Origin of the sequence: Lentzea waywayandensis (assembly GCF_900115955.1) — a bacterium.
In the GTDB taxonomy this organism is placed as follows: Bacteria; Actinomycetota; Actinomycetes; order Mycobacteriales; family Pseudonocardiaceae; genus Lentzea; species Lentzea waywayandensis.
Genome location: NZ_FOYL01000003.1, coordinates 105,125 through 121,649 on the forward strand (window position 1 = coordinate 105,125; position 16,525 = coordinate 121,649).

General features: G+C 68.8%; 16 protein-coding genes. 5 read left to right on the top strand and 11 right to left on the bottom strand.

Annotated elements, in window-relative coordinates; genetic code table 11:
- Positions 1-17: 17 nt before the first annotated feature.
- Positions 18-1,577: a glutamine-hydrolyzing GMP synthase gene (gene guaA / locus BM417_RS11115; protein WP_093591343.1), complete on the top strand. Its 1,560-nt coding sequence runs from the start codon at positions 18-20 to the stop codon at positions 1,575-1,577.
- Between the two features lie 39 nt (positions 1,578-1,616).
- On the opposite strand, the gene BM417_RS11120 is transcribed toward guaA, so the two are convergent.
- The 4 genes from BM417_RS11120 to BM417_RS11135 form a co-directional block, all read right to left on the bottom strand.
- Positions 1,617-2,762 (bottom strand): hypothetical protein, encoded by a 1,146-nt coding sequence (locus BM417_RS11120; RefSeq protein ID WP_093591346.1) that lies wholly within the window; start codon positions 2,760-2,762, stop codon positions 1,617-1,619.
- Positions 2,759-3,256, bottom strand: a complete 498-nt coding sequence (locus BM417_RS11125; RefSeq protein WP_218164447.1) for a DUF4365 domain-containing protein — start codon at positions 3,254-3,256, stop codon at positions 2,759-2,761. Before BM417_RS11125 ends, BM417_RS11120 begins: the two co-directional genes overlap by 4 nt.
- A 179-nt stretch (positions 3,257-3,435) precedes the next feature.
- Complete coding sequence (locus BM417_RS11130; RefSeq protein WP_245821847.1) at positions 3,436-3,630, bottom strand: hypothetical protein; 195 nt, start codon at positions 3,628-3,630, stop codon at positions 3,436-3,438.
- Entirely contained in the window at positions 3,623-4,804 is a 1,182-nt protein-coding gene (locus tag BM417_RS11135; RefSeq protein ID WP_245821848.1) for a PspC domain-containing protein, read from the bottom strand. Before BM417_RS11135 ends, BM417_RS11130 begins: the two co-directional genes overlap by 8 nt.
- 108 nt (positions 4,805-4,912) lie before the next feature.
- On the opposite strand from BM417_RS11135, the gene BM417_RS11140 reads away from it, so the two are divergent.
- The 3 genes from BM417_RS11140 to BM417_RS11150 are packed head-to-tail and all read left to right on the top strand — an operon-like array spanning position 4,913 to position 7,342.
- Positions 4,913-6,106 (top strand): ATP-binding protein, encoded by a 1,194-nt coding sequence (locus tag BM417_RS11140; protein ID WP_093591355.1) that lies wholly within the window; start codon positions 4,913-4,915, stop codon positions 6,104-6,106.
- Positions 6,103-6,753: a response regulator gene (locus BM417_RS11145; RefSeq protein ID WP_090067146.1), complete on the top strand. Its 651-nt coding sequence runs from the start codon at positions 6,103-6,105 to the stop codon at positions 6,751-6,753. Before BM417_RS11140 ends, BM417_RS11145 begins: the two co-directional genes overlap by 4 nt.
- Before the next feature lie 7 nt (positions 6,754-6,760).
- Positions 6,761-7,342 carry a phosphatase PAP2 family protein gene (locus BM417_RS11150; RefSeq protein ID WP_322788952.1) on the top strand — a complete coding sequence of 194 codons (582 nt, stop codon included), beginning with the start codon at positions 6,761-6,763 and terminating at the stop codon, positions 7,340-7,342.
- Here BM417_RS11150 and BM417_RS48615 read toward each other — a convergent pair.
- The 3 genes from BM417_RS48615 to BM417_RS11165 all read right to left on the bottom strand — a co-directional run bounded on the left by BM417_RS48615 (position 7,335) and on the right by BM417_RS11165 (position 10,357).
- Positions 7,335-8,615 carry a serine/threonine-protein kinase gene (locus tag BM417_RS48615; protein WP_245821849.1) on the bottom strand — a complete coding sequence of 427 codons (1,281 nt, stop codon included), beginning with the start codon at positions 8,613-8,615 and terminating at the stop codon, positions 7,335-7,337. The two genes, BM417_RS11150 and BM417_RS48615, sit on opposite strands and share 8 nt — an antisense overlap.
- A 274-nt stretch (positions 8,616-8,889) precedes the next feature.
- On the bottom strand, positions 8,890-9,309 hold the full coding sequence (locus BM417_RS11160) for an SsgA family sporulation/cell division regulator (protein ID WP_093591358.1): 420 nt from the start codon (positions 9,307-9,309) through the stop codon (positions 8,890-8,892).
- Between the two features lie 121 nt (positions 9,310-9,430).
- A complete protein-coding gene (locus tag BM417_RS11165) occupies positions 9,431-10,357 on the bottom strand; it encodes a DMT family transporter (RefSeq protein ID WP_245821850.1) in 927 nt (308 codons plus the stop codon).
- An 81-nt stretch (positions 10,358-10,438) separates the two neighbouring features.
- Here BM417_RS11165 and BM417_RS11170 point away from each other — a divergent pair, with 81 nt between their 5' ends.
- Positions 10,439-11,341 (top strand): LysR family transcriptional regulator, encoded by a 903-nt coding sequence (locus BM417_RS11170; RefSeq protein ID WP_093591364.1) that lies wholly within the window; start codon positions 10,439-10,441, stop codon positions 11,339-11,341.
- A 15-nt stretch (positions 11,342-11,356) separates the two neighbouring features.
- Here the strand turns inward: BM417_RS11170 and BM417_RS11175 are convergent, their stop codons facing one another.
- The 4 genes from BM417_RS11175 to BM417_RS11190 all read right to left on the bottom strand — a co-directional run bounded on the left by BM417_RS11175 (position 11,357) and on the right by BM417_RS11190 (position 16,453).
- The gene (locus tag BM417_RS11175) at positions 11,357-12,997 is read right to left on the bottom strand and encodes a serine/threonine-protein kinase (protein WP_093591367.1); all 1,641 of its coding nucleotides are present in this window, start codon (positions 12,995-12,997) and stop codon (positions 11,357-11,359) included.
- A gap of 118 nt (positions 12,998-13,115) precedes the next feature.
- Positions 13,116-14,435 (bottom strand): serine/threonine-protein kinase, encoded by a 1,320-nt coding sequence (locus tag BM417_RS11180; RefSeq protein ID WP_245821851.1) that lies wholly within the window; start codon positions 14,433-14,435, stop codon positions 13,116-13,118.
- 148 nt (positions 14,436-14,583) lie between these two features.
- On the bottom strand, positions 14,584-15,426 hold the full coding sequence (locus BM417_RS11185; RefSeq protein WP_093591370.1) for a hypothetical protein: 843 nt from the start codon (positions 15,424-15,426) through the stop codon (positions 14,584-14,586).
- Positions 15,427-15,631: 205 nt separating this feature from the next.
- Complete coding sequence (locus tag BM417_RS11190; RefSeq protein ID WP_093591373.1) at positions 15,632-16,453, bottom strand: hypothetical protein; 822 nt, start codon at positions 16,451-16,453, stop codon at positions 15,632-15,634.
- Between the last annotated feature and the right edge of the window lie 72 nt (positions 16,454-16,525).

The following is a 16,525-nucleotide window of genomic DNA, read 5'->3' on the forward strand; positions in this document are numbered from 1 at the left end:
ATGAGATCCTTGGCGACGTGTCCGACACCAGCAACCGCCCTGTTCTCGTCGTCGACTTCGGCGCCCAGTACGCGCAGCTGATCGCCCGCCGCGTCCGCGAGGCCCAGGTCTACTCCGAGGTGGTCCCGCACACCGCGACCGTGAGCGAGATCCTCGACAAGAACCCGCTGGCCATCGTTCTGTCCGGTGGCCCGTCGAGCGTGTACGAGGAGAACGCCCCGCAGGTCGACCCGAAGCTGTTCGAGACCGGCGTCCCGGTCTTCGGCATCTGCTACGGCTTCCAGGCCATGGCACGCGCACTTGGTGGCGCGGTTGAGCAGACGGGCACCCGCGAGTACGGCCGCACGGACCTGAGCGTGCCCACCGAGGGCGGCGCGCTGCACCAGGAGCTTCCCGCGAACCACCCGGTGTGGATGAGCCACGGCGACGCCGTCACGAAGGCGCCCGAGGGCTTCACCGTCACCGCGACCAGCGAGGGCGCGCCGGTGGCCGCGTTCGAGAACAGGGAGCGCCGGTTCGCCGGGGTGCAGTACCACCCGGAGGTGCACCACTCGCCGCACGGCCAGGAGGTGCTGCGCCGGTTCCTGCACGAGATCGCGGGCATCCGTCCGCAGTGGACGACGTCGTCCATCGTGGACGAGCAGGTCACCCGGATCCGCGAGCAGATCGGTGACGGCAAGGCGATCTGCGGCCTGTCCGGCGGCGTCGACTCCGCCGTCGCGGCCGCTCTGGTCCAGCGCGCCATCGGCGACCGCCTCACGTGCGTCTTCGTCGACCACGGCCTGCTGCGCTCCGGCGAGCGCGCCCAGGTCGAGCGCGACTACGTGGCCGCCACGGGCATCCGCCTGGTGACGGTCGACGCGCGCGAGCGGTTCCTCAACGCCCTGGCCGGCGTCACGGACCCGGAGGAGAAGCGCAAGATCATCGGCCGCGAGTTCATCCGCGTGTTCGAGCAGGCCGAGCGCGACCTCAAGGCCGAGGGCGACTACAAGTTCCTCGTCCAGGGCACGCTCTACCCGGACGTCGTCGAGTCCGGCGGCGGCGCGGGCACCGCGAACATCAAGTCGCACCACAACGTCGGCGGCCTGCCGGACGACCTCCAGTTCGAGCTGGTCGAACCGCTGCGCGCGCTGTTCAAGGACGAGGTTCGCCGCGTTGGCACCGAGCTCGGCCTGCCCGAGACGATCGTGCAGCGCCAGCCGTTCCCCGGCCCCGGCCTCGGCATCCGGATCATCGGCGAGGTCACCCAGGACCGCCTCGACACGCTGCGCCAGGCCGACGCCATCGCCCGCGAGGAACTGACCTTGGCGGGCCTCGACCGGCAGATCTGGCAGTGCCCGGTCGTGCTGCTCGCGGACGTCCGCAGCGTCGGCGTGCAGGGCGACGGCCGCACCTACGGCCACCCGATCGTGCTGCGCCCGGTGTCTTCCGAGGACGCGATGACCGCGGACTGGACCCGCCTGCCGTACGAGGTGCTGGAGCGGATCTCGACCCGGATCACCAACGAGGTGGCCGAGGTCAACCGCGTGGTGCTGGACGTGACGTCCAAGCCGCCGGGCACCATCGAGTGGGAGTAGAGACGTGAAAGGGCCCCGGTCACCGGGGCCCTTTCTGCATCAGCGCTGCTGGTGCCGCAGGAAGCTGGAGTCGACGGTCACCGGGCCGGTCAGGCGCCAGGCTCCTCGCTCGAAGGCCAGGTTGCCTGTGACCGTGAACGGCAACCTGTTCCTGTGAGCGAAGATCGCCCAGTCGTAGTCCTCGCCGCCCAGAAGGATGTGGATCTTCCGCGTCCGTCCTCGCACTTCGGCACTCAAGATGATCGTCGTCTCTTCCTGGTCGTCGCCGCCGGAGTCTTCTCGGGTGAGCGACCGAACCTGACCGACCACGGTCTCCGTACGCGGCGGCTCTTCACGCCGAACCAGGCGTTCGCGAACACGTGACAGCCCGACCATGGCGTCACGGTTGATCACGATGCGCGAGGCGGCAACCTTCGGCCGGGGTTCGCTGGCGGCCCAGTCGAAGGACAGGTCCAGCTCGCGCAACGAGTCCGACTCCGTCAGGTCTTGGAGCGACTCCACGAGGTTCGCGCTGAGGCCGCGCTCAGCGGCGCGTTCGACGGCAAGAGCGTCCCAGTTCAGCGACAGGTCTCTGGCCGCGTGCAAGCCTGTGGCCAGCGTTTCCATCACGCGACGCGGGAACGGGGTCGTATGAGAGCCGTCGTCGTGATCAGGCAGCGGATCTCCAAGCCGCGTGACGACGGTGAACACGAAACTGCCACGCTTCGTGTGCCCGAGGCGTATGTCCTCGTCGAGGAAGTCGGTCACCGTGCTGGAGCGGCTTCCGCGGTGGGAATGCGTCGGATCGTCAGCCGAGGTCGCGGCCGCCTTCATCATCTTGAGCAGGCCGTCCAGTGCCGTCTCCGCCTGTTTGAACGGAAGGGTGCCGTCGACCATGGCCTGGTCGAAGCGGACGAAGAACAGATCGGCACGGGTGGCGGTGATCTTCTCGGCCAGGCGTTCGGGATCCCAGTCGTACACGGTGGCCAGAGCGCGCAGAGTGTCCCGGAAACGCTGGGCGAAGTCGACGAAGTCCGTGGCCAGCGGAAGCATGACCCGTGCCTCGTCGTTCAGGCGCCAGATCTGCCGTACGTCGGGAACCTGTGTTTCAAGCTGCCAGTCGTTGGCGGCGAGGTACTGCTGAACGGCCAACGGGTGAAGGCTGTCGGCGAGTTCGCGGTAGTCGTCGACTGATGGGCTGCTCACCAGACACCTCCTTCGCCGACCCTTTGCATGATGCTCTGCAAGCTCACTACATCGAAGAGGTTAGTTCTCGGTAGATGCACTGTCTTGCTGGTAGCGCCGTCACTGATGTCACCCAGAAGCCTGGCGTGTTCCCAGTACATGCGACTGGAGGAGAGGAGACCCTCCTCGCTCAGCTGCACCAGCGGCTCATCGTCGCGAGGGATCACAAGAACACCGAGAAACGCCTCGTTGTACCGCTTGCCGTGGGTCAGCTTCAGGAACGGATCACGCTCCATCTTCCACGAGAAGTGCGCGTCCCGGAGCCGGTCGTGCTGGGTGGTGCACTTGAGCTGAAGTTCGAACTGCGGGCAGTAGTACGTCTCGTACTCGGTCGATGAGGCGATCGTGATGTCCACGCCGTCGTAGTCCGTCTCGTGCGACTTGATCGAGCAGCCGGCCGCGGCAGCGATCATCCTCACGAACGCCAGGCTGAACTGCTCCTGGCGGGCGGACATCGGCAGACCTCCATCGAGCGAAGTCACCGGTTCCGGATCGTCGCCTCTGGCCATGCGCTCCCTCCTCGTAGCGGCGGACCGGGAGCACAGTAGGAGCCGCCGAGACGGGCAAAAGGGGGATCCGTCCGGCGGCCACCCGAAAGAAGGAAAGGCCCCGGTCAGCTGACCGGGGCCCTTTCTCATTCGTGGGTCTTGCGTCTGAACGAGTTCGTCAGCAGCACCAGCCCGACCACGATGGCCGTCCCTCCCAGTGCCCACCTGAAGTCGAACCAGAACGACCCGTTGGTCAGCACGTAGGCCGCCATCAGCCCGCCGCCGATCCCGAAGACCAGCGTCACCGGGTCGATCCGCCTGCGCATCACCTGCTCAGTCACGGAGCACCTTCACCTCTCCGACGCTGGCCTGCACGTCGAGCTCGATCTTGAGGCCGCCCTCGCCGTTCTCGCCGAGGTCCTTGCCGCTGACGTCCACGCTGCTGCCCTCTGCCCGCTTGCCCAGGCAGTCGAGCTCGCCGATGGACGACGCCTCGCACTTGTACGTCACGTCCGCGTTCTTGGGCACGTGCACCCTCACCTCGCCGAGCTCGACCTCGATCGCGGTCTTCACCGAACCGGAGTCGGGCAGGTCGCGGAGATCGAGCTGCACGCTGCCCACGCTCGTCTCGTACCGGTCACGCACGTCGGACACGGACTTGGGCTTCTCGTTGTAGCTGCTCAGGTTGGACGGGCTGCCGTCGAAGTCGATCGCCGTCATGCCGAAGCCCACCACGGACAGCGGGATCATCAGCCAGATCAGGCCGCGGCCGCCGCCGGTGAACGAGCCGACCAGCAGGCCCGCCGCCAGCACCGCGAGCACCAGGCCGATGACGTGCGGCACGGTGAACCACGGTGCCCAGGCCCCGGCGATCGCGGAACCGGCGACCACCAGCGTCGCCACGCCCAGGGTCATCAGGCCGATGCGCGGTCCACGAGGCGGCCTGGGGGCCGGCGGCTGCGGTTTCGGCGTCGGTTCGGGCAGGTCCCACGCGAACGGCGCGGCCCCCAGCGGGTCCCAGGCCGGTGCCCCCGGCACCGGTGGTGTCACGGGCGTCGAGTCGTCGAGCGTCGTTGCCGGCTGCAGGTGCCCACGGTTCTTCTGCAGCAGGTAGACGCACGCGACCGCCGCGGCCAGCGTCACCGCGACCTGGAACCCGCCGTTCCCGACCGTGAAGGCGAGGGCGGGGAACATCAGGAAGCCCAGCAGCACCGTCTGCGCCTGGGACATCGAGCTGTGGCCCTTGTTGATCAACGACTCCAGCGGCGAGACCTCGTCGCCCTCCTCGGGCAGCAGCAGCCAGCCCGCGAGGTACAGCGGAACGCCCACACCGCCCGACAACGCGAGTGCGACGAACGCGATCCGGACGATCACCGGGTCGATCTGGAAGCGCAGGGCGATCCCGGTGGCCACGCCGCCGGCTTTGCGTCCTGCACGGGGCCGCACCGGACGGTGGGCCCAGAACTCTCTGAGCGTGTCCGCCACGCCCTGCATCGCCTTCTCAGTCCCGCTCACGATGACAAGGTTGCGCTGTCACGCCTGGAACCACATCAGGGACCAGCCCTGATTCACGGAACCGGGGTCATCCCTGATGAACAACCCGCCGGGACGTGTGACGATCGGATGGTGAGTGCACGCATTGAGCCGATGCGCCGTCGACGCACCGGCCGGGTGGTCGCGGGCGTCGCGAGCGGACTGGCCGACCATCTCGGCGCACCTGTCTTCTGGGTGCGCGCGATCTTCGCCGTGTTCGCCGCGTTCAGCGGGGTCGGGATCATCGCCTACGCGTTGCTCTGGATGTTCGTGCCGCAGTCCGCGGTCGCGGAGCCGGAGACCGACAAGGACCGCAAGGAGTGGCAGCAGGCCGTCGGCCTCGCCGCTCTCGGTGTCGGCGTCGCGGTCTTCACCGGCCTGATCGGCGGGACCTGGAGCGGGTGGATCACCGGTCCGATCGCCGTGGCACTCGTGGGCGCCGCGGTCGTGTGGCGCGAGGCGGACGAGGCACAGCGACGCCGCTGGAAGGACGGGGCGTTCGCGCAGGGGAAGACGGGGATCGTGCGGACGGTCGCGGGAGGCGCGCTGGTCGTGGCGGGGGTCGCCGCGTTCCTCGTGGTGAACGACACCGTCCAGAACCTCTCGACCGTCATCCTGTCCGTGCTGGCCACGTTGATCGGCGTCGCGGTGCTGACCGTGCCGCTGTGGATGCGGCTGGTCCGCGACCTCGACTCGGAACGCCGTGCGCGCATCCGCACCGAGGAACGCGCCGAGATCGCCGCCCACCTGCACGACTCCGTGCTGCAAACGCTTGCCCTGATCCAGAAGCAGTCCGAGTCGTCGCGCGAGGTCAAGCGCCTGGCCCGCAGCCAGGAACGCGAGCTGCGCAGCTGGCTCTACGGCCGTGAGGTGGGCGAGCAGCCGCACTCCATGAGCGTCGCGATCGCCCAGGTGTGCGCGGAGGTGGAGGACGACTTCGCCATCGCCGTCTCGCAGGTCGTGGTGGGCGACTGCGAGTTGGAGGACGGGATGTTCGCACTGGTCCAGGCGTCGAAGGAGGCGATGGTCAACTCGGCCAAGCACGCGGGGGTGGCCGAGGTCAGCGTCTACGCCGAGGTCGAGCCGGAGAAGGTCACGGTGTTCGTGCGCGACCGGGGCAAGGGTTTCGACCCCGACGCGGTCCCGGACGACCGGCATGGCCTCGCGGGCAGCATCAGGGGGAGAATGACGAGGCACGGCGGGGAGGTGCGACTGCGCACGGCTCCGGGAGAGGGGACCGAGGTGCAGCTCGAGATGCCGAGGAAGACGGAGGCCAGGACATGAGCGTCAGGGTGTTCCTGGTGGACGACCACGCGTTGTTCCGTGCCGGGGTCAAGGCGGAGCTCGACACCATCACCGACGAGGTGGACGTGGTCGGCGAGGCCGGCAGCGTCGGCGAGGCGGTGGCGGGGATCGCGCACCACAAGCCGGACGTCGTGCTGCTGGACGTGCACATGCCCGACGGCGGCGGCGCCGAGGTGTTGCGGCAGATCCGCACCAAGATCCCCGAGGTCACGTTCCTCGCCCTGTCGGTCTCCGACGCGGCCGAGGACGTCATCAACGTCATCCGCGCCGGTGCGCGCGGCTACGTGACCAAGACGATCTCCAGTCAGGAGCTGGTCAGGGCCGTCGTGCGGGTGTCGGAGGGCGACGCGGTGTTCTCGCCGCGGCTGGCCGGGTTCGTGCTGGACGCGTTCGCCGACCGGCCTGGTGCCGCGCCGATCAGCGACCCCGAGCTCGACCTGCTGACGCCGCGCGAACGCGACGTCCTGCGGCTGCTGGCGCGCGGTTACGCTTACAAGGAGATCGCGTCCGAGCTGTTCATCAGCGTGAAAACGGTGGAGACGCACGTGTCGAGCGTCCTGCGGAAGACCCAGCTCTCCAACCGGTACGAGCTCTCCCGCTGGGCCACTGATCGCAGACTGGTCTGAGGGGACTTTGATCAAAAAGGTCGCCCGCGGTGCCACCGAGGTGCTGGCGCCGTGGGTCTGGGTGATTTTGCTGCCGTTCGGCGTTGCCGCCGCGACGGAGAACGTCTGGATGACGCTGCTGTGGGGGGTTGTGGTCGCCGTGACGGCGTCCGTCATCCCGATGGCGGTCATCGTGCGTGGCGCCCGCAAGGGCAAGTGGGACGGCCACCACGTCACGAACCGCGAGGGAAGGCTTGTTCCGCTGGTCACGGCCGGAGCGTCGCTGGCGGCCGGCACGGTGATCATGGTCCTGGGCGACGCGCCCCGGAACATGCTGGCGCTGGCGGGCAGCATGTTCGCCTCGCTGGTCGTCAGCATGGCGATCACGTTCGGCATGAAGTGGAAGATCTCGCTGCACGCCGCCGTGGCGTGGGCCGCGGTGGTGACGCTGGCGATCGTCTACGGGCCGTGGTGGCTGCTTCTCGCGTTGCCGGCCGCCCTGGTGGCGTGGTCCCGCGTCGAGCTGGGCGATCACACGACGGCGCAGGTGCTGGCCGGGTCGGTGATGGGCGTGGTCGTGGGTGGCGGCAGCTTCTGGCTGCTCAGCTGACCCGCTTGGTGCTGACGATCTTCATCTGGTTGTCGACCGCGGCGACCTCGATGTCGTAGACACCGTTCTCGGTGACCCCGTTCCTGGTCGTCGCGAGGCCGATGTTGACCACCCAGTTCCGGCCCTCCGACCGCACCGTCCCCGGTCCCGCGATGGTGACGCTCGAGTAGGTGCTCCAGCGATTCAGGTAGTCCGCCTGCGGTTCGGCGGCCTGGCCGTAGAGGTTCCGCCACGCCGTTTCCGCGTTCGCCGGCAGCAGGCGGTAGTGGTCCTGCACGAAGCCGTTCGCCTGGTCCGCGGAGAAGTAGACCGGCTGCTGCTGGGTGAAGTCCGCCTGGTTGACCGGGGTGACGCCGTTGCCGGTGCCGCCCCAGTACGCGGCGGCCGCGCCGCCACCGATCGCCAGCACCGCGATGACCGCGAGGATCACCAGGATGCGGCGGTTCGGCGCTTTGAGCCTGGGTTGCGGCTGCGGGATCTGCAGCGGCTGCGAGGGTTGCGGCTCGGAGGCCAGCAGTTCGGCGGCCTCCTGCATGCTCGGCCGCTCCTCCGGGTCCTGCGAGAGCAACCGCAGGAGCAACGGGGTGAGCTCGCCCGCGTTCTTGGGATCGCGGAGCTGGCCGCTGGCGGCGCGGTAGAGGAGACCGAAGCTGTTGTCGCTGGGCCCGAAGACCGACTCGCCCTCGATGGCCGTGTAGATCGTGGCGCCGAGCGAGAACACGTCGGACGCCTCGCCGGGCTGCTCGCCGCGCGCCACCTCGGGTGCGAGGTAGGCGGGGGTGCCCGAGATCATGCCGGTGTCGGTCATCGTGCCGTCGCCGGTGGCCTTGGAGATGCCGAAGTCGGTGATCTTGACCGTGCCGTCGTGGCCGATCAGGACGTTGCCGGGCTTGACGTCGCGGTGGACCAGTCCGGCGGCGTGCGCCGCGGCCAGTGCCGAGGCGACCTTGCCGCCGATGCTCGCGGCCTGGGCCGGCTTGAGCGGCCCGCGCTCGGCGATCAGCGCCGAGAGACTGTGCGACGGCAGGTACTCCATGACGATCCACGGCTCTTCGTCGTCGCTGCCCACGACGTCGAACACGGCGATCGCGTGCTGGTGGTGCAGCCGCGCGGCGTTGCGTGCCTCCCGCATCGCCCGCTGGTGATCGCCGGTGACGAGCTCCTTGACGGCGACCTCCCGGGCCAGCACCTCGTCCCGTGCCCGCCAGACCACCCCCATCGCCCCGCTGCCGATGCGCTCCAGCAGCGTGTAGCGGCCCCCGATGGTTGTCACACCCTGAGACTAATCAATCGCGCAGACGAGCATCGACTGATCCGGTCCGCCCGTCGGCGATCGGTGAAGTGCGTCGTGCCGAGCCGAAGTCACCGGTGGGGACTGTCTGCCTCTGTGACCGCTCGACCTGTCGAGACGTGCGTTCGCCGCTGCCCACGACGTCGCACAGCGCCGTTCCCGGTGGTCTCCGGTGACGAGCTGGTCGGCCACGCTGCCCCGCGTGCCGGCACCTCGTCCCGCGCCCGTAGAACCACCCCGGAACTTCACCAGGGGACTAGTCGATCGTCGAGACCAGCTTCTGCAGCTCACGGTCGAAGTCGATCCACAGGTCCTCCTCGCCCGGCTGCACGACGTCGTAGGAGCTGTCCAGGAACTCCGCCACGTCCTCGGCGACGGCGCTGAGGATGGCGAACCCGGTCGGCGCGTTCAGCTCGACCAGGACGCGCTCCGGGTCGTCAGAAGCGGGCCGGACGAGGATGTCGCCCTCACCGGACGGCGTCAGCAGGCCGTCGGCCAGCAGGTCGCGGGCGAACATCCACTCGACGCGGCCGGAGCCCGTGAAGAAGATGACCGCGACCGCGTAGGGGTCCTCCGGGTCGTACACGAGTTCGGCCTCGACCGGCGCCGGCGCGGCTCCGGGGGCCAAGAGCTGAAAAGTCGTCCGGGTGGTGACCTTCAGGTTCTCGTTGTTCATGTCGATGTCCTTCCCAGGCTGGTCTCCATGTCCGCTCACAAAGAGGAGACGGCCAAGCAGCCCGTTAAGGACGCGATTCGTCTCGGAACCATCCTATTGGGGGAGACGTGCGTCTCACCCCTCAGCGTTTGACCAGGTCGCGTGTCTCGTTTGGTGAGACGGTCTGACCTGCCGCGACGGGCTTCCTCCGGGTCAACGCGACGCCCAGCAGCACCACCAGCATGCCGACGACGACCCTTGCGTTGAGTTGCTCTCCGAGGAAGATCGCTCCAAGGAGTACCGAGACCACGGGCAGAAGGTAACCGACGGTAGTTGCCGTCGTGGCGCCCTCGTCGGCGATGACGCGGTAGTTGAGGATGAACGCGACGCCGGTGCCGAAGACGCCGAGGATCATCACGGCGACGATGCCGACCCAGTGCAGGTGCAGCGGCTCCAGGCCGCCGAACGGCGTCGCCAGGATCAGCATCCCCATCGCGGTGGTCAGCTGCATGGCGGCGAGCTGCGTCGAGGTGGCGCCCGTGTTGACCAGGTACCGGCCCGCGTAGGAGTAGCCGATGGCGTAGCTCGCGGCGCCGATGAGGCACAGCACCGCACCCCAGCTCGCGATGCTGTTGGCCGACTGCCACGGCGCGAAGATCACCAGCACGCCCGCGAAGCCGAGCGCGAGGCCGAGCATGCGGACCACGTTGCTGATCTTCTCCGAACCGAGCACGAGGCCGATGGCCAGCGCGAACAGCGGCGTCGTGGAGTTGAGCACCCCGGAGACACCCGAGTCGACGGTCTGACCGCCGAACGCGAACAGCGTGAACGGGATGGCGCTGCCGAACAGGGCCACGAAGAGCATGTGCCCCCAGATCCTGCGGTCACGCGGCAGGCTCATCTTCGCCAGTGCGAGCACGACGAACAGCACGAGCGCCCCGAAGAACGTCCGCACGAGCGAGATCTGCAGTGGCGCGAGACTCCCGAGCGCGAGCTTCATCCACAGAAAGCTGGATCCCCACAGCAGGGCGAGCACGCCCATCCTGATCAACGTTCCGCGTTGGTTCACGTGTCAACCATGCGCTCGCTGACACGTAATGACAATTTAATTGTTGTGCGGAACCTTTAAGCACCGCTGTAAGGTCGAGGCATGCTGGACGTGCGACGCATGCAGGTGCTCAGGGCCGTCGTGAGCACGGGTTCCATCACCGCGGCCGCGACGAACCTCGGCTACACCCCGTCCGCCATCTCGCAGCAGGTCGCGGGCCTGGAGAAGCAGGCGGGACTGCCGCTGCTGGAACGCGTCGGCAGGGGCGTGCGCCCCACCGCGGCCGGGCGCCTGCTCACCGAGCACGCCGGCCGTCTCGCCGAGCAGCTGGCCGAGGCCGAGAGCGCCCTGACGGCGTTGCGCAACGGCTGCGCCGGCACCCTGCGCGTCCGCTACTTCGCCACGGCCGGAGCGGCGCTCGTGCCACCCGCGGTGGCGACGTTCCGGGCCGAGCGCTCAGGCGTGGAGCTCGACCTGAAGCTCACCGAGCCGACCGACCCCTTCGTCGAACTGGCGGCGGGCCGCGCGGACGTGGCGATCACCGTCCTCGAACCCGACGCCCCGGCCCCGGAGGGCATGGTCGCGCGGCACCTGCTCGCCGACCCGTTCTACGCCGTGCTCCCGCGAGGCCACGCCCTGGCCCGCAAGCGCGTGCTGGATCTCGGCGAACTGGCCGACGAGCCGTGGATCGACGCGGACTGCGGCGCCGCCGGTCCGTGCGCGGACCTCGTGCGAAATGCGTGCGCGGGCGCCGGATTCTCGCCGCAGGTGGCCGTGGAAAGCGACGACTACGCGACCGCGCAGGGATTCGTGGCGGCCGGACTGGGCGTCACGATCATTCCCCGGCTCGGGCTGGGATATGCGCACCCCGGTGTTGTCCTGCGCAAGGTGCGCAATCCCGAACCCGTCCGGCACATTCACGTGGTCTATCGCGAGGATGCCGCGTGGAATCCTGCTGTACTCACTCTCGCGGAAGCCCTGGAGAAGGCCGCACGGGCCTCCTGACCAGGGCTGTCACGATCAGTAGGAGCCGAGCGACTTGTCACTCGACAGCAGGAAGTTCGGGCTTGCCCACTGGAACGAGATGCCGCGTCGCTCCGTGGTCTTGTCGCCGTTCTTCTTGGTGTACTCGACGACGACTTCCCAGTAGAAGCCTTCTTTTTCCTGGGCGCTGACGACCTTGGCCTGCTTGTACCCGGACCAGTACTCCTGGAAACCGCCGTAACCGCCGGGGTAGCCGCCCTGGAAGTTCGCGTTGCCCATCTTCCACGCGTCTTCCGGTGAGTCCGGAGCGTGGCCGAAGTAGTCGTCCAGGAAGGACCGCATGTCGTCGGGAGTGGGCTGGCTCGTCCACTGACCGGCCTTGCCCGAGGACTTCGGCGGCGTCGACTGCTTCGTCTCGCCGGGGCCCTGCGTCTGCTGCGTCGAGGTGTTCGCGCCCGCGTTGTTGTCGTTGTCGCCGTCGCCGCCGTTCGACAGCATGCTCGCGAACATGATGCCCACGACCGCCGCCGCGACGATGGCGAGTGCGGTGTAGATCGTCGACTTCTTGCTCTTCGACGACGACGACGATTGCGCGGCCGGCCTCGGGCGCTGCGAGTACTGCGGTGCGGCGGCCGGGCGGTGGTTCGACTGGGGCTGCTGGTGGGACACGGCGCGCGGTGGCGGCGTGTGCTGCATGTCGACCCGCGTCGCGTTGGGCGGCGGGGCCTGCTGTTGCCCGTGCGGCGGCGTCAGGGCGCGAGTGGCGGCCTGCTGCTGCGGCTGCTGCACCGGCACACCGCGCCACGACGGCGGGTGGGTCGGCGCGACCACGGCGGGGGTGAAGGCCGGTGCGGCCTGGCCGTTCGCGACCGCGGCGAGCGCGTCGCGGGCCTCGGCCATGGTCGGGCGGTCTTCCGGCTCGGCCCGCAGCAGGCGCATCAGCAGCGCGGTCAGCGGCCCGGCGTTGCGCGGCGGGTTGACCTTGCCGGACGCGACCTTGTGCAGCAGCGCGATGGTGTTCTCGCTCAGCCCGAACGGCGGTTCGCCCTCGATCGCGGCGTACAGCGTGGAGCCCAGCGAGAACACGTCGGACGGCGAGCCGGGGTCGTAGCCCTTGGCCACCTCGGGCGCGAGGTAGGCGGGGGTGCCCGCGAGCATGCCCGTCGCGGTGACGGTGACGTCACCGGTCGCGCGGGAGATGCCGAAGTCGGTGATCTTGACCGTGCCGTCGTCGCCGAGCAGCACGTTGCCGGGCTTGATGTCGCGGTGCACGATGCCGGCGTTGTGCGCGGCGGCCAGTGCGGACGCGACCTGCATGCCGATCGACGCCACGTCACGCGGCGGGAGCGTGCCGCGTTCGGAGAGCACTGCGGACAGGCTCTTCGACGGCAGGTACTCCATGATCAGCCACGGCTGGCTGTCGTCCTCCGCTACGTCGTAGACGGCGACGGCGTGGGGGTGTTGCAGGCGCGCGGCGATACGGCCCTCGCGCATGGCACGTCTCTTGGCCTCGTCCGTGTCAGCTTCGGCTAGTCCAGGCTGCAGGAGGAGTTGCTTGACCGCGACTGTGCGGTGCAGGCGTTCGTCGTGTGCCGTCCAAACGACGCCCATGGCGCCGCTGCCGATCCGCTGGCTCAATCGGTAGCGACCAGCGACCAATCGGCCATCGTCGGTCACAGTTGCTCCCCGCTGTGCGGTCACTTGCTCTCTGTTCAACGGCTGATCACACCTTCGGGTTCAGATCACCCATCGGTGCGGGTACCCACCTTACGAGATTTCAACGGCGTAATGATGCTTAGCCCGCTGGGGGCGCCGTGGTCGTCGTCGTAGTCGTCGTAGTCGTCGTGGTTGACGAGGAGGACGGTGGGGGTGGCGACGACTTCGTCGTGGTTGTCGTGGTGGTCGTAGTTGTAGTCGTCGTCGTTGTAGACGTCGTTTCGCGCGTCGTCGTTGCCTCGGGCGTGGTTGTCGTCACCTCAGGCAACGAACTCGTCGGTTCTACCGTCTGTGACGAACTCGCCGGCGGCGCGGACGGGTTCTGCGGTTCCTTGTTGAAGACCCCGAGCGCGACCATCAAACCACCGATGACCAGCAACAACGCCAGCACCACCGCGGCGATCACCAGCGGCCGGTTGTCCTGCCCCCTGGCGGGTGCCATCGGCGGCGCGGTGCGCGGTGGCGCGGTCCGGGCCACCGGCCGGACCACACGGGTCCGGTCGGGCTCGACGATCGTCGTCGGATCGGGTCCGGCGGTCACCGCCAGGCCGCTGAACGACGGCGAACGGCCGTGCGCGACGGCGTTGAGCACCTCGCGCGCCTGGGCCATGGTCGGCCTGTCGTCCGGCTCGAAGTTCAGCAGGTACAACAGCGTGTCGGCGAGCGGGTGGTCGACGGTCGGCGGGTTGATCCGCCCGGCCGCGACGGCGTGCAGAACACCGAGAGTGTTCTCGCTCACTCCGTAGGGCGGTTCGCCCTCCATCGCGGCGAACAGCGTCGAGCCGAGCGAGTAGACGTCGGAGGCCGGCGTCGGGTCCTGGCCTCGCGCGATCTCCGGCGCGAGGTACGCGGGCGTGCCGGCGATCAGGCCGGTCTTGGTGACCGTGATGTCGTCGGAGGCGCGCGAGATGCCGAAGTCGGTGATCTTGACGACACCGTTCTCGGCGATCAGCACGTTGCCGGGCTTCACGTCGCGGTGCACGATCCCCGCCGCGTGGGCCGCGGCCAGCGCCGCCGCGCACTGGGAGCCGATGCTGGCGACCTCGATCGGGTCCATCGGCCCGCCCTCGGCCAGCGCGTCCGCGAGGCTGTAGGACGGCAGGTACTCCATGACCAGGCACGGGACGCCGTCTTCCTCGACGACGTCGTACACGGCGATGGCGTTCGGGTGGTGCAGCTTGGCGGCGATGCGGCCCTCGCGCATGGCGCGCTGGATGGCCTCGTCCTGCTCGGTCTCGTCGAGGCCGGGCGCCAGCAGCAGCTGCTTGATCGCGACCTCGCGGCCGAGGCGTTCGTCGTGGGCGCGCCAGACGATGCCCATCGCGCCGGAGCCGATGCGATCGAGGAAGCGGTAGCGGTCGGCGATCAGACGGCCGTCCGAGGTGCCGGACGTCGTCACGGGCTCACCTCAGGGGTGCGCGAAGGTGTGACTGCGGCTGCGGCAGCAGATCCCACGCTCGTGCTCCTCGTGCGGTAGTCAGCGGGTCGTCCGGAATGCCCGCACAGGGTACCTGTCGAGGGCGGCCGCTGAAGCTACGTGTCGTACGTCAGTTCACCGGGGCGAAGAAGTCGAATCCGCCGACGGTGTCGCCCACGGTGTTCAGCACCGGGTCGAGGATGCCGAGGTCCACGCTCACGTCGACCGGGTTGGCCGGCGGCGGCACCGGGTTCTGGGAGGTGGGCGGCGTGCTGCTGAGCGGCGGGGTGGCCGTGGAGGAACTCGGCGGCGGAGGCGTCTCACTCGACGGCGGCGTGCTCGGCTGGCTGGTCTCCGTGGAGGACGACGGCGGCGGGGCCGGCGTCGAGGTCTCGGAGGTGGGCTGCTGCGTCGGCTGCTGGGTCTGCTGCGTCGGCTGCTGAGTCTGGATCTTCGGCTCGACGCGCCTGGTCGGGCTCGTGGTCGTCGGGTCGGCCTGCTGGGTCTCGGTGGCGTCGGACTGCTGCGTCTTGTTCGACGGCAGCTTCACGACGCCTTCGGTGCCGGAGCTCGCGCCACGGGCCTGGCCACGCTCGTCGAACCGCACCTCGGCGAGCGGGCGCTCGTCCGGCGAAGAGAGCCACGAGGAGGCGGCGAACGCCACCGAACCACAGATGATCACGCCACCGCTGGCCGCCGCGGCCAGCTTGCCGACGGTGAAGCCGCCGCGGTGGGTGTCGTCGGCGAGGCCTTCACGGCGCAGCAGCTCGGTGATGTGCAGCTCCTTCATGGGCTGCTTCTTCTTGCTGCCAGGAGCCTTGACCGGCTTGAACTTGACGGTCTGCTCGAACTGCTCGAACGACTCGGGGGTGATGTCGTCGGTGATCACCGGGATCTCCACGGTTTCCGCCTCGCGGCGGGCGATCAGCTCGGCGACGGACAGCTGCCCGGTCGACTCAGCCGACCCGTTCAACCGCCGACGATGGTCCTCAATCGACACCGCTCGTTCACCCTTCCAAGTTCGCGTATGCGTACTGGCGGGGATATGGATACCGAATCGTGACCGGAGATGTAACCCCTATGGGGGAATTTTCACGATCAAACCTAGGTTTTCGCGACGAGCGGTCACCGTTCGACTGCGAACGGCGAGCCAGTTGGGTGCGGCCTAACTTCGCGGCCTAGCTCCGCTGCGCCGAAAGGACCTCGGTGCCGACGATGCGCGGCTGGCTCGTGCTGGTCAGCCAGAAGAGCTGCTCGATGCGCAGCCAGCTGCCGTCGGTCTCCTGCATCGAGACGACCGCGAGCACCGATCCGTCCGGTCGTACCGACGTCTGGTCGACGTTCACCGTCTTGACGGTGCCCCAGGACCGGACGAACTCCGCGGGGTTCGCGCCGACGAGCTCGGGCGAGAGCAGCTTGGCGGCCGAGCCAGGCTTGGTCGTGAGCAGCTCGTAGAACCGCTTCACCACGTCCACCTGCGGCTGAGGGCCGACCGAGACCTCGGGCGTGGACAGTTCGGGTTCGCCCGTCTGCAGCAGCAACGCGGACGGCTGCGGCATCGGGACGGCGGTGGTCGCCACCGGTGTGCGCTCGTTCGGCAGCTGCGCCGACAGCACGTCCGGCCGCAACGCGCTCGACCCGGACAGCGCGACGGGCCGTTCGGTGACCGGGACACCACTGTTGGCGGGACGCTTGTTGGCGAGGATCGCCGCGCCCGCGATCGAGGAGACCAGCACGATCGCGCCGGTCAGCAGGCCGGCGGCCCTGGCGAGCCTGCTCGACTTCGTGCGACGGCGGCGACCGGGCACGACCGGGATCACGGTCGTCGTCGCGGTCATGTTCTCGGTCGGACCGAGCAGGGAGGTGACGAGAGCGTCGGTGGCGGCTTCCTCGTTCGACAGGATGCGCATCGGGGTCGGCTGCTGCTTGATCAGCTCAGCCACGCTGATCGAGCCGGCGCGGGTGTGCCGCCGTCCGGTCGTCGCCGCGGGACGCTGCACTGCTCTGGTCCTCCGTACTGTCCGTGTTCACCTGAAGACGTACCGTGGCCTCGCGTGAAGACGCCAGTTTCT